Origin of the sequence: Mycobacterium timonense, assembly GCF_025821985.1 — a bacterium.
Taxonomy (GTDB): Bacteria; Actinomycetota; Actinomycetes; order Mycobacteriales; family Mycobacteriaceae; genus Mycobacterium; species Mycobacterium avium.
The window spans coordinates 203,791-216,221 of the sequence record NZ_JACKSY010000097.1 but is presented as its reverse complement, the minus strand read 5'-3'; the positions used below and the strand labels follow the sequence as shown (position 1 = coordinate 216,221).

At 68.2% G+C, this 12,431-nt stretch carries 11 protein-coding genes and 1 pseudogene; all 12 read right to left on the bottom strand.

The features are described 5' to 3' along the window. Window positions 1–42: 42 nt before the first annotated feature. The 12 genes and pseudogenes from H7I87_RS21735 to H7I87_RS21680 all read right to left on the bottom strand — a co-directional run bounded on the left by H7I87_RS21735 (window position 43) and on the right by H7I87_RS21680 (window position 12,417). Entirely contained in the window at window positions 43–789 is a 747-nt protein-coding gene (locus H7I87_RS21735) for an amino acid ABC transporter ATP-binding protein (protein ID WP_011723315.1), read from the bottom strand. Next, window positions 786–2,594: an ABC transporter substrate-binding protein/permease gene (locus H7I87_RS21730; RefSeq protein WP_033726443.1), complete on the bottom strand. Its 1,809-nt coding sequence runs from the start codon at window positions 2,592–2,594 to the stop codon at window positions 786–788. The genes H7I87_RS21735 and H7I87_RS21730 overlap by 4 nt, the downstream gene beginning before the upstream one ends. A gap of 50 nt (window positions 2,595–2,644) precedes the next feature. Further along, window positions 2,645–3,384: pseudogene (locus H7I87_RS21725) on the bottom strand (GntR family transcriptional regulator). Window positions 3,385–3,502: 118 nt separating this feature from the next. Then, window positions 3,503–4,282 carry an LLM class F420-dependent oxidoreductase gene (locus tag H7I87_RS21720; RefSeq protein WP_009974222.1) on the bottom strand — a complete coding sequence of 260 codons (780 nt, stop codon included), beginning with the start codon at window positions 4,280–4,282 and terminating at the stop codon, window positions 3,503–3,505. A gap of 16 nt (window positions 4,283–4,298) precedes the next feature. After that, window positions 4,299–5,213, bottom strand: a complete 915-nt coding sequence (locus H7I87_RS21715; RefSeq protein WP_033726444.1) for an Rv0045c family esterase — start codon at window positions 5,211–5,213, stop codon at window positions 4,299–4,301. Window positions 5,214–5,236: 23 nt separating this feature from the next. After that, complete coding sequence (locus tag H7I87_RS21710; protein WP_033726445.1) at window positions 5,237–6,445, bottom strand: DUF1214 domain-containing protein; 1,209 nt, start codon at window positions 6,443–6,445, stop codon at window positions 5,237–5,239. 2 nt (window positions 6,446–6,447) lie between these two features. Then, window positions 6,448–7,251 (bottom strand): sugar phosphate isomerase/epimerase family protein, encoded by an 804-nt coding sequence (locus H7I87_RS21705; protein ID WP_033726446.1) that lies wholly within the window; start codon window positions 7,249–7,251, stop codon window positions 6,448–6,450. Window position 7,252: 1 nt separating this feature from the next. Then, window positions 7,253–8,422: a sulfotransferase family protein gene (locus H7I87_RS21700; RefSeq protein ID WP_033726447.1), complete on the bottom strand. Its 1,170-nt coding sequence runs from the start codon at window positions 8,420–8,422 to the stop codon at window positions 7,253–7,255. After that, on the bottom strand, window positions 8,419–9,546 hold the full coding sequence (locus H7I87_RS21695) for an LLM class flavin-dependent oxidoreductase (protein WP_033726448.1): 1,128 nt from the start codon (window positions 9,544–9,546) through the stop codon (window positions 8,419–8,421). Before H7I87_RS21695 ends, H7I87_RS21700 begins: the two co-directional genes overlap by 4 nt. 131 nt (window positions 9,547–9,677) lie before the next feature. Beyond that, on the bottom strand, window positions 9,678–10,784 hold the full coding sequence (locus H7I87_RS21690) for an inositol-3-phosphate synthase (RefSeq protein ID WP_011723324.1): 1,107 nt from the start codon (window positions 10,782–10,784) through the stop codon (window positions 9,678–9,680). A 59-nt stretch (window positions 10,785–10,843) separates the two neighbouring features. Continuing rightward, window positions 10,844–11,386 (bottom strand): PadR family transcriptional regulator, encoded by a 543-nt coding sequence (locus H7I87_RS21685; RefSeq protein ID WP_003874738.1) that lies wholly within the window; start codon window positions 11,384–11,386, stop codon window positions 10,844–10,846. Between the two features lie 146 nt (window positions 11,387–11,532). Beyond that, window positions 11,533–12,417 (bottom strand): DUF1707 SHOCT-like domain-containing protein, encoded by an 885-nt coding sequence (locus tag H7I87_RS21680; protein WP_009974233.1) that lies wholly within the window; start codon window positions 12,415–12,417, stop codon window positions 11,533–11,535. Window positions 12,418–12,431: the final 14 nt, after the last annotated feature.

Sequence of the window (12,431 nt, the reverse complement as noted above, 5' to 3'; positions counted from 1 at the left end):
AGAGGCGTACAAGGGAGCCATTGCCCCGATGGTCGGTTCGGATCAAAGCACTTGGGACAGGAATCGCTGCAGCCGTTCGGTCTCGGCGGCTTCGAATATCTGCTCGGGCGGGCCCGATTCCACCACCTTGCCGTGATCCATGAATATCACCGCGTCGGACGCCGAGCGGGCGAACCCCATTTCGTGGGTCACCACAACCATTGTCATGCCCTCGGCGCCGAGGTCGGCGATGAGTTGCAGAATTCCTTTGACCATTTCGGGATCCAGCGCCGAGGTCGCTTCGTCGAAAAACATCACCTGCGGCGACATCGCCAACGCGCGGGCGATCGCCACCCGCTGTTGCTGCCCCCCCGACAGCGTCGCCGGCCGGGCACCGGCCTTGTGTTTCAGGCCAACTCGGTCCAGCTGGGTCAGCGCCAGCTCGCGGGCCGCCTCGGCGGGCAGCCGCCGAAGTTTCCGCGGCGCCAGCGCCACGTTGTCCAGCACGGTGCGGTGCGGGAAGAGATTGAAATGCTGGAACACCATGCCGATGCGCTGGCGCAGCTGGTCGGGGTCGTCGTGCAGAACCGACCGGCCGTCCAGCAGGATGTCGCCGCGGTCCGGCTCGTACAAGCGGTTCAGGGTGCGCAACAGGGTCGACTTGCCCGAGCCGGACGGCCCGATCACCGCCACGGTGCTGCCCGCGGGAGTGTCCAGATCGACACCGCGCAGCACCGCGTTGCCGTTGAGGGTTTGGTGAATGTCTTTGCACGCCAACGAAACCGACGCGCGGGAGGCGGGATTGCTCACGTGATCTCCTGCCCGAAGGTCAGCATGTCGGCAGGCTCCTCGGGGTCGACCGCGGCGCGGCCGCGGCGCAGCCGGGCGTCGATCATGTTCACCAAATGCGTCAGCGGCACGGTCAATATCAGGTAGCAGGCGCCGGCGGCGACCAGCGGCGACAAGTTACCGGTCTCGGCGTTGAGGTCGCGACCCACCTGGAACAGCTCCCGCTGATCGGCGACCAGACCCAGGAAGTACACCAGCGCGGAGGCCTTCAACAGCGCGATGAATTGATTGACCAGTGCCGGCAGCACCCGCCGGACACCCTGCGGCACCACCACCAGTCGCATCGCCGTCGCATAGCTGAACCCCAGCGCGCGCGACGCTTCCAGCTGGCCGGGGTCCACGCTCTGGATCCCGGAGCGCAGGATCTCACCGATGTAGGCGGCCGCCATCATCCCCAGCGCGGCGATGCCGAGCGGGTAGGGATTGTTGTTCGTCAATCCGCCCACGATCGGCCCGATCCCGAGCCCGATGAGCAGGATGATCACCACTTCCGGAAGCCCGCGGAACACATCGGTGTACACCCGGGCCGGCCAGCGCAGCCACCGCGCATGCGAGATGCCGGCGACGGCCAGCACCATGCCCAGCACCAGCCCGATCACGCTGGCGCTGAAGGTCAGGATCAGCGTGTTGGGCAACCCGGTGCGCAACAACGTGGGGATGGCCTGCCGATACATGTCCCAGTCGAAGAAGGAGTCGCGCAGCTGCGCCAGCGTCGATTTCGGCGCCGCCGGTCCCACCGCCTTGTGATGCTGACTCGCCGCGATCGCCGCGAAGTCCGGCAGTTTGGGGGGCGCCACGGCCTGGGAGCCGGGTTTCCAGCCCGGCGGCAGGGTGCGGGGCACCCACTGCGAGTACAGGTTCGACCAGGTGCCGTCGGCGATGACGGCATCGAGGCCGGAGTTCAGCGCATCCACCAAGGGCTTGTTGTCCTTGGCCACCGCGTAGGCCACGAAATTGCCCGGGCTGATCGTGTTCGCCACCACCACCGCCGGATCGCCCGGCTGGATGGTGGTCGCGGCCTGACCGGCGGGCGCCACCCAGGCGTCGATCTGGCGGGTCTTGAGGCTGGCGTACACGGTGGCGAAGTCGGGATACTTCACCGGCTGCAGATGCAACGTGTCGACCACGTAGGACTCCTCGACGGTGCCCTGCACCACCCCGATGCGCTGCCCGGCGGCCAGGTCGGTGAATTCCTTAATAGCGGAACCGGGCGGCACCACCAGCGCGTAGTAGCCGAAGTCGTAGCCGTTGGTGAAGGCCACGGTTTGGCGCCGCTCGTCGGTGGCCTTGATCGACGACGACCCGACGTCGAAGCGGCGCGACGCCACCTGGGCCAGCAGCCCGGCGAAATCAGTGCCGACGAAACGGACTTGGAGGCCGAGCTTGCCGGCGATCGCGCGCAGCAGCTGGTTGTCGAAGCCGCTGTACTGGCCGGTGGGGGTGATGCACACGTTGGGCGGGGCGCCCGACAGCGTCCCCACCGTCAACACCCCCGGGGTGCCCAGACCCAACGTGTCGATGCGCACCGAACTCAGCGGCTCGACGGTGGGCGTCGTGTGCTCGTCGGGCTGGCTCATGGAGCCGCCGCGGGTCAGGTTCTCGGGCAGCACAGCCGCGCTTTTCGGGCCGGCCGGCGCGCACTGGTTCCGGTCGGCCGCCGCCGACGGCGCCAGCAGCGCCGACGACCCGCACACCATCAGCACGGTCGCGGTCAGTGCGAGTAGCTTTCCCCGGCGCATGCAGCGCCGGCCCACGGGCAAATTCATCACTGCCACCGTATCGACTGGTCGGCGGCGCGGCCCGCCCAGAGCCGGTGCTACAGGGCCAGCGACGCCCCGCCGCAGATGGTGTCCGCGTCGGCCAGCACCGGCAGCGGGCCGGCAACGACGCGGCCGGCATCGTCGGGCGGCGTGAACACCCGGCGGCGAAACAGCTCGCCCAGCATCGTCTGGGCCATCCGGTAGGAGCGCTCGACGCACGCCGCGCGCGCCGCTTCGGCATCGCGCCGGTGAATGGCCGACGTCTCGTCCTCGTAGAACGGCAGCAGGTCGTCGCGACCACCCTGATAGGTGGTCCAGAACAGGCGGGGAATCAGGTTCTGCGAGGCGCGGATGGTCGCGTGCAGCCGCGGTCCGGCGTATTCGTCGTTGACGGTGCGCCGGTACTCGGCGGCGAGGTCGGTGAACGCGCGCGAATCCTTGGCGGTGCGCAGCGAGCGCAGCAGCGTATCGAGCTCGCCGAGGATCCGTGGGGTGGGACTGGTCGCCGCGCGGGCCGACGCGATCCCGTTGAGCAGCCCGTCCAGTTCGTGGTGCTCGAGCACGGTGGCTTCGTCGAACCGCTCGACGAACGCGCCGCGGTGGTAGCGGGTGGACACGATGCCGTCGTGCTCGAGTTGCACCAATGCCTCTTGAATCGGCACCCGGCTGACTCCCAGGCCAACGCAATTTCATTGCGGTCCACCCGGTCCCCGGTGCGCAGCTTCCCGGTCAGCAACAGGTGCAAAATGTGCGAAACAACCAGGTCCTTTTCCTTGACCCCATATTTCTTCGGCATCTTTTCGCTTCAGTCTCTTTCACACCGAACAGCTCTGGCGCTGAGAGTTTCTCACGAATTAACGCACGCGTTCATGCGTTTGGCCGACGAACTCGGAACCGGACGCGGGCGGGCACGCTCAGCGGCCGTCGCGCCATTTGCACAACGCCTCGGCGTCGCGGAGGTCGTAATCCGGGCCGTCGCACCCCACCGTCAGCAGGGTGACGCCGAGGCCGACCAGTGCTTCGGCGTTGGCGAGCAGTTCGGCACCGCCCTTGACCGCCGCGGAACGCTCGATGCGATCCGGGTCGCGGCCGACGTCGGCGCAGTGCCGGGCGAGCACCTCCGACTTCGCCGGGTATTCCTCGGCGGAGGTGAAGCTGTGCCAGATGTCGGCGTGCTGGGCGACCAGCCGCAGCGTCTTGCGTTCCCCGCCGCCGCCGATCAGCACCGGGATGTCGCGGGTGGGAGCCGGATTCAGCTTGGCCAGCCGCGCCTCGATCCGGGGCAGCGCGCCGGCCAGGTCGTCCAGCCGGCTGCCGGCGGTGCCGAATTCGTAGCCGTACTCGTCGTAGTCCTTCTGCTTCCAGCCCGAGCCGATGCCCAGGATCAGCCGGCCCTCACTGATGTGGTCGACGGTGCGCGCCATGTCGGCCAGCAGCTCCGGGTTGCGGTAGGAGTTGCAGGTCACCAGCGCGCCGATCTGGATGCGCGAGGTCTGCTCGGCCCAGGCGCCGAGCATCGTCCAGCACTCGAAATGCGCGCCGTCCGGATCGCCGTAGAGGGGGAAGAAGTGGTCCCAGTTGAAGGCGATGTCGACGCCGATGTCCTCGCAACGGCGCACCGCGTCGCGGATCTGGTTGTACTGCGGGGCGTGTTGGGGCTGTAACTGCACACCGATACGGATGGGGTGGGTCATAACGTCCACCGTAGGCTCAGCGCGCGTCGAGCACCCCACGCAGGATGTCGATCAGCGCGCGCGGCTGGTCGCTTTGCACGGAGTGCCCCGAGTTCGCCACCACGTGCGCGGTGCGGAAATGCTTTGCGCGACGGCCCAGCTCGGCCGCGTCCTCGTCGCTGACGAAGCCCGAGGAACCGCCGCGGACCAGGGTGACCGGCGCGGACAGGGCGTCGACGTCCGCCCACAGGCCGTCGAAGTCCGGGAATTTGCGGATGGCGTCGTAGCGCCACGTCCATTTGCCGTTGTCCAGCTTGCGCGAGTTGTGGAACACCCCGCGGCGCAGCGCCTTCACCTCGCGGTGCGGCGCCGCGGCGATCGTCAGGTCCAGCATGGCCTGGAAGCTGTCGAACTCGCGTTCGCCGTGCATCAGCGCCACCGTGCCCTGCTGCTCCTTGGTCATCTCGGAATGCCGTTGCAGCGCCGAGGGGGTGACGTCGATCAGCACCAGTTCCTTGACCAGATCGGGTGCGACGGCGCCCAGCCGGATCGCGGTCAGCCCGCCCAGCGACATTCCGACGACGAGGTCGGCGCCGGCGGCGTGCTCGCGCAGCATCGGCAGTAGGGCGTCGGCGTTCAGCTGCGGCGAGTAGTCGCCGTCCGCGCGCCAGGCGGAGTGTCCGTGTCCGGGAAGGTCGACCGCCAGCGCGGGCTCGCCGACGCCGACGATCACCGTGTCCCAGGTGTGCGCGTTTTGCCCGCCGCCGTGCACGAACACGATGCGGGGGTCGGTGCTGCCCCAGCGCAGCGCGCTGACTTTGGCGTCGCCCCTGCCCGATTCGACCCGGGCGACCTCGGGCAGGGAACCAGATACCCCGGCCTGCTCGGCGTTTTCGTGCAACAGCGCGAATTCGGACAGGCCCGCCAGTTCGTCCTCAGATACGTCGGTCACGTTCTCGACCCTAGCCCCGGTGTCTACAGCACGTAGCGGCGGCGAATGCCGCGGAAGCGTTCCCACATCGCGTCGGCGCGCTGCGACGGCGTCACCATCACGGTGTCTTTCGGCAGGGCGTCGAGCAGCTCGTCGTGCCCGACCACCCGGGTGTCCAGCACGGCGGGTTCGCCCTCCAGCATGTGCCGGTAGGTCAGGTTGCCGCGCTCGAAACCCTGGGTGTCCAGCCAGTTGTGCACGCCGGGATCGCGATGGGCCATGACCAGCCGGATGCGTCCGTCGCCGTCGACGGTGGTGCGGCTCGGTGTGTAGCTGACCGGGCGGTACAGGTAGTCCATGCTGTTGAAGAAGACGCCCATGTTGGTGAACATCCACAATCCGGGGTGGGCGTCGAATTCGACGATCAGCGCCTCGTCGGGCGCCAGTTCCCAGTACATGTTGGCGGCGGCCCGGCCGCGCTTGCCGTCGGCGTCGGTCGCGGCGGCCCGGGGGAACGTGTTCGGGCTCTCGGCGTCGACCCCGCCGTGGCGGAACGGGTATTCCGGCCAGTCCGACATCAGCCCGGTGACGAAATCGCCCGCCCACCGCATCGCCTCGACCATTTCGCCGGGTGTGGGCAACGGTTTCGGGATGGCCATGTCGACGCGTTCGATGCGCAGCTGCGCCGGGGTTTCGTCCCAGCTGTCGAAACCCTGGCGGATGAACAGTTTTCGGGATTCGGGCGTGGTGGGCAGCCAGTTGTGCCCGCGCTCGGCTCCGCCGACGTACAGCTCGAAGCGGCCGTCGGCGCCGACGCGGAGTTGCTGGCCGAACAGGTTGGCCTGCGGTGCGTCGCCGAAGGGTTCATGCAGCACACCCTCTCCGGGCGTGCGCCGTCCCTGCACGGTGACATTGAAGAAGCGCGAGGTGCCGCGGGTGCCGGTGATCCGGTAGGTGGACCGCCCGTCGATCCACGCCTGCTGGTAGGTGAAGTCGGCGCAGTCGCCGCCCAGCTTGCGGGTGGGGCCGCAGAAACTGTGCAGCACAGGATAATTGGTGTCGCGGGTCTCCAGGGCCAGATCGAAGGCCTGCCCGAGGTTTTGGGTCAGGAACCGGAAGGCGTCGACCCGATGCGGTCCGGAGGCCGGGTTGTGGTCTTTGAAGGCTCGCTCGCCCGCGCGTTGCAGCCGGGCGCAGAATTCGGTCCACGCCGCCCGCAGCGCCGCATCGTGCGGGCCGTCACCGAAGGCCATGTTCACCCACCCAGCCGGTCCAGCATCGCGCCGACGACATCGCAAGCGCGGCGGGCGGATTCGAGCCGGCCCTCCCGCTCGATGCGGGGGCCGATGAGTTCCAGGTCGAAGCCGTGGGCGTAGCCCACCGCGAGCGCCTGCGCGACGAACGCCTCGATCGGGATGGCGCCGTCGCCGGGCACGGCTCGGCCCGGCAGCGCGCGGTCGCCGAGCACGTAGTCGCTCAACTGGATGAGCGCGGTGCGCGGCAGCGCCCGCGGCAGCTGCGCCTCGAAATCCCCTTCGGCCCAACAGTGGAACAGGTCGATGCAGATTCCCAGGTCGCTCATCTCGGCCAGGGCGACGGTGTCGCGCAACGTGTGCGCGATGTGGATGTCGGCGTACAGGCTGGACGCGTTCTCGATCGCCAGTACCACGCCCGCCGCCTTCGCCCGGGCGGCGCACGGCGCGACCATGGCGGCGAACCGCTCGGCGGCCTGCGGCCAGGTGAGCCCGGCACGGCCCCCGGTGAGCAGGTAGACGGTGTGCGCGCCTACGCTCGCGGCGGCGTCGATGACCGCAATCAGCGCCTCCCGGGCAGCGCCGGGGTCGCTGGTCAGGCGGCCACCGGCGAACAGATGGTACACCGCTTCGACGGTGTAGTCGTTGCGCCCCAACAGCATTGGCAACTGCGGATCGAGCAGCTGGTTGTCCAGGATGCTCAGCCGGGACACCCCCAGCGCCGCCCAATGTGCTTGCAGCGCAGCCGGCGGCGCGCCGTAGAACGTGACGTTGTGCACGGACAGCCGTTTGTGTGCGCCCGTCATCTCAGCCCCGGTTTTCGATCGGGACGCCGAACCGCTGCCGGAACGGCCGGAATTCGGCGTGCAGCGCGTCGAGGTCCTCACCGATGTCGGTCAGCAATTGCGTGGAATAGCGGAACTTTCCGTACCGGTCGCCGGGGTTGTCGGCCAGGTAGGCCCGCATCGCCGACTCGGCCTCGGCCGTGAGCTCGCGCCCGCAGAACGCGTAATAACGCCGCACGGCCCCAACATGATCGGCGATGAAGTCGGTGTAGCTCAGGTGCAGGATGCGCGGATCGTCGACCAGGGGATTGGTCATCGTGTTGGCGATGCTGGCCCGGGTCATCTCGAGGTGCTTCTTCGCCTCTGCGTGCAGGTCGACCGGCCCGACCATGCCCTCGGCGATGTCGGCCATCATCATGGTGCGCGACGCGGCGACCTGGACGGGGTCGCGGTGCAGCCACACCATCCGCGCATCGGGGTAGGTGTCGAACAGCTCCTTGAGCCGAAACCCATGAAAGCCCTTCAGCACCCAATACTTTCGCGGCCTGTTGTATTGCAGCTGTTGCAGCATCGCCTTGTGCAGCCGGTACTGCGCGGCCGGGTCGGTGGGCAGGCCGGCGACCAGCGACTGCATCGGCACCCGCCACCACGCGGTGGGCGTCATCACCCGGAAGTCGAACGCCCAGGTGCGTTCGTCTTCGGGCAGGCCGTCGCCCAGCATGTCGTTGTAGGGGTGGCTGTGCAGCCACTTCGGCATCTTCGCGTTGATCTCACGCCAGTCGGCGTCCGCCCGCGCCCGGCGGTCGTCGTCGGGCCCCGCCAGCCCCGGCGGCGGCGACGGGTACATCACCTCCCAGAACCGCAACGCCCGCGCGTGCGGGTCGACCGACATCAGCGCGTGCATAAGCGTTGTGCCCGAACGAGGTTCACCAGTGACGAACATCGGCGCCTCGACCACCTCGGCCCCGATCGGGTAGCGGTTGCGGTCCTCGATGAGTTCCAGGCGGGAGGTCAGCAGCCAGCGACACACCTGCGCGGCTTCGAAGCGGCCATCGGCGTCCAGCCCCAGGGCGTTCAGGTGTTCGACGGCGACGGTGAAGCGTTGCGGCAACGTCGGATCGCCGTAGTCGTGCAGCCCGGTCTCCGCCTCGGCGGCCGCGAGCATCTCGGCGGCGTCCAAAAGCGTTGTCACGACCCGTCTCCGCACAGCCGCATGAGTTCATCCTCGGTGGCCCGCACGTTGGCCGCCGAGCTCTGCGCGTGGCCCAGGCCGGCCATGGCGCCGTAGTCGAGGATCTTGGGTACCCGCAACCCGGCGTCCACGTAGCTCTTGACGATCTTGGCGACCTGCTTCGGTGTGCCGTGCGGGACGACCGCCAACACCATCTCGGGTCGCACCCTGTGCAGGAACTCCACGATCCGGTCCCTGCCCAGTGCCGCCGGGTCGATGTCCTGGAATCCGCGCCAGCCATCGCCCATCGGGTGTTCAAACCCGAACTCGCCCAGGGTCTTCGCCGACACCTGCAGCAGGAACGCCTTGACCAGGGGAGCGCGCAGGATCTCGGCGAGGGCGTCGTCGTCCTCCCCGATCAGGCACACCTGGATGAAGCACGGGGTGATCGCCATCGGATCGCGCCCGGCACGCTCGGCGGAAACCCTTACCGCGCCGAGCATCTCGGCATAGTGCTCGGGTGTCCACGCCCCGGCCGGCCACCATCCGTCGGCGTACCGGCCGGCGATGTCGAGCATCCGGGGCCCGCTGGCGCCGATCCAGATCGGCGGCAGCCGGTCGTGGTAGGGCTCGGTGTCCAGGCGGGCCTGGTGCAGCGAGTAGAACTCGCCGCCGAAGTCGACCGGGCCGTCGGTGTCCCAGAGCAGCCGGATCACCCGCAGGGCTTCCTCGAAGCGGCTGACGGGACGGGCGAAATCGAAGCCGTAGGGCACGGTGTTTTCGCTTTCGCCGCTGCCCAGGCCGAGAATGAAGCGACCCTTGGACAGGTGGTCGAGGGTCAATGCGGTCTGCGCGAGCAGGGCGGGATGGCGGCGCACGGTGTCGACCACGGCGCTGACCAGCGGCACCCGCTCGGTCAGCACTGCCGCCGCGGCCGCGACCGCGAGCCCGTCCAGGTGCCGGTGCGGCGAGGCGGAGGCCGTGGCCAGATCGGTGAATTCGGGCGCCCAGATCGAGTCGGGCCAGAAGCTGACCATGTGGTCGGGCAGCCAGACGGAGTGGTAGCGCCCGCTGTCGAACTCGTCGAGCCGGGACAGGTCGAGGGCCAGCGTGGTGCGCAGGAACGCCGCGGGCTGAACGGTCATCGAGAGATGATGCTAAGCACCTGCACAGCGTTCTGTCGATGAATCGGCTCCAGCGACCGCGGGCGTAACGCCGTGGCGAAATCCGGCCGGGAAAATCGCCGTGGCGTTACGCCCGCGGATCGACGAGGCTGCTAGCCGCCGATGATGAACTCTTCGAGCTGGGTGCGCGCGACGTCGTCGGGCAGCTGCTGCGGCGGGCTCTTCATCAGGTACGCCGACGCCGGGATCACCGGGCCGCCGATGCCGCGGTCCTTGGCGATCTTGGCCGCCCGCACCGCGTCGATGATGACGCCCGCGGAGTTCGGCGAGTCCCACACCTCGAGCTTGTACTCCAGGTTCAGCGGCACGTCGCCGAAGGCCCGGCCTTCCAGCCGGACGTAGGCCCACTTGCGGTCGTCGAGCCAGCTGACGTGGTCGGACGGGCCGATGTGCACGTCCTTGGTCTTGAACTCGCGCTGCAGGTTGCTGGTGACGGCCTGGGTCTTGGAGATCTTCTTGGACTCCAGCCGCTCCCGCTCGAGCATGTTGAGGAAGTCCATGTTGCCGCCGACGTTGAGCTGCATGGTGCGGTCCAGCTGCACGCCGCGGTCCTCGAACAGCTTGGCCATCACCCGGTGGGTGATGGTCGCGCCGATCTGGCTCTTGATGTCGTCGCCGACGATCGGCACGCCGGCGTCGGTGAACTTCTTGGCCCACACCGGGTCCGAGGCGATGAACACCGGCAGCGCGTTGACGAACGCCACACCGGCGTCGATGGCGCACTGGGCGTAGAACTTGTCGGCCTCCTCCGAACCCACCGGCAGGTAGGACACCAGCACGTCGACCTTGGCCTCCTTGAGCACCTGGACCACGTCGACCGGCTCGGCGTCGGACACCTCGATGGTGTCGGCGTAGTACTTGCCGATGCCGTCCAGCGTCGGGCCGCGCTGCACCGTGACGTTGGTGGGCGGCACGTCGGCGATCTTGATGGTGTTGTTCTCCGACGCGAAGATCGCCTCGGACAGGTCGAAGCCGACCTTCTTGGCGTCCACGTCGAACGCGGCGACGAACTTGACGTCGCGGACGTGGTACTGGCCGAACTTCACGTGCATCAGGCCGGGCACGGTGCTGTTCTCGTCGGCGTCGAAGTAGTACTGCACGCCCTGGACGAGCGAAGATGCGCAGTTACCGACGCCGACGATGGCGACTCGTACCTCCGACTGCGCGTCTTCCGCCTGCGGCGGTTGGTGATCACTCATACGGGCGTTCTCCTAACCTCTAACCTTCTGTCTGGGATGCTGGGTTTTCGTACCGGGATTTACGTTTGCTCGGAGAGGCCGGGCATCGCCCGCTCCGCAGCAATGAGCTCGTTGAGCCACTTGACTTCGCGCTCACTGGACTCGAGCCCCAATTGGTGAAGTTGGCGGGTGTAGCGGTCGAACGAGCTACTGGCCCGCGCCACTGCTTCGCGCAGACCTTCCCGCCTTTCCTCGACCTGGCGGCGGCGACCTTCCAGAATGCGCATCCGCGCCTCTGCCGGAGTCCGGTTGAAGAAGGCCAGGTGTACCCCGAAGCCGTCGTCGGTGTAGTTGTGGGGGCCGGTGTCGGCCACCAGCTCACCGAAGCGCCGACGGCCCTCGTCGGTCAGCTGGTAGACGCGGCGGGCCCGCCGGACAGGCGTCCCGGCCGGCGCGGCGTCCTCGGCGATCAACCCTTCGGCCTGCATGCGCCGCAGGGCGGGGTAGAGCGAACCGTACGAAAACGCCCGGAACGCACCGAGTAAACCGGTCAGCCGTTTGCGTAACTCGTAGCCGTGCATGGGCGACTCGATCAGGAGACCCAGGATGGCGAGCTCCAGCAATCGAATCACCCCCTCGAAAAGGATTTGCGTAGCTTGTTACGACGGTCCGACGCCTCGCGCAATCGTATCGTCTCGATATATTAGCCACAACACCACTCGCTGTTGGCTTGCAGTTCGTCACACCGGTCGGGCCGCGGGAGCCGCCGTTACGTGGGCAAATTCATCTGCTTGACGGTGCCGTCACCGGTGAAGGCGATGTAGCCGCCGCCGTAGTCGCTGGAGACGTACACCGACAGCGACAGCGCGCCGGGGGTCGTCGGGTCCGTCGCCGGTTCGACGATCAGGTAGCTGGTTTTGACGTCGGACGGTTTCATCCGCAGGGTTTCGGGGGCGCCGCGCATGATGCCCACCGCGGCGGTGACGTCGAATTTGCTCAAGTCCACCAGGACGGGACCGTCCGAGGAGCTCTTGGCCGAGCTGGTCGGATCGCCCCAGCCGCCGCGGTAGGTGTAGGCCAGCACCCGGCGGTCGTCGGACGGGTCCGGACGGTCCAGCGCCGCGTAGGTCGGGTAGATCACCAGCCGGTAGCCGAGGGTGCTGCCGAACCGTTTGCGCATCTGTTCGAGCAGCCCGGTCAGCCCGCCGACCGAGTGCAGCTGGGTCGGCGGCGTGAGCACCACGGCGTTGACGCCGTCGGGTTTGGCGCCGGGGTCGCTGGTGAAGTCCAGCGGCGAGCTGGTGTTGCCGTACAACCCCCAGCCGATGCCGATGCCGAGCAGCACCGACACCACGAAGGCGGCGGCCAGCGTCCCCCAGCCGCGCACCCGCCCCGACGGCGGTGACGGGTCGAGGGCGGGCGGCTGCGGCCCGGTTTGCAGATCGCACACCAGGGTCTGCAGGTCGCCCAGCGTCACCGCCCTGGTGGCCGCGCTGACGCGTTCCCGATGTTCCTCGGCGGACAGCTCGCCGTCGTTGAGCGCGTTGTCGAGGATGGTGCAGGTGCTTTGCCGGTCGCTGTCCTTGGCGCGGGTGCTCGCCCGGCCGGACGGCGGCGCGGTGCCGGCGGGTGGTGTCCCGAGCCATTTCGCCACGGGGACGATCGTAG

Excerpts from the sequence above, each read along its gene's own strand:
- H7I87_RS21730 (WP_033726443.1), bottom strand. The coding sequence starts at position 2,594 with ATGAATTTGCCCGTGGGCCGGCGCTGCATGCGCCGGGGAAAGCTACTC.
- H7I87_RS21720 (WP_009974222.1), bottom strand. The coding sequence starts at position 4,282 with ATGACCCACCCCATCCGTATCGGTGTGCAGTTACAGCCCCAACACGCC.
- H7I87_RS21710 (WP_033726445.1), bottom strand. The coding sequence starts at position 6,445 with ATGGCCTTCGGTGACGGCCCGCACGATGCGGCGCTGCGGGCGGCGTGG.
- H7I87_RS21705 (WP_033726446.1), bottom strand. The coding sequence starts at position 7,251 with ATGACGGGCGCACACAAACGGCTGTCCGTGCACAACGTCACGTTCTAC.
- H7I87_RS21695 (WP_033726448.1), bottom strand. The coding sequence starts at position 9,546 with ATGACCGTTCAGCCCGCGGCGTTCCTGCGCACCACGCTGGCCCTCGAC.
- H7I87_RS21690 (WP_011723324.1), bottom strand. The coding sequence starts at position 10,784 with ATGAGTGATCACCAACCGCCGCAGGCGGAAGACGCGCAGTCGGAGGTA.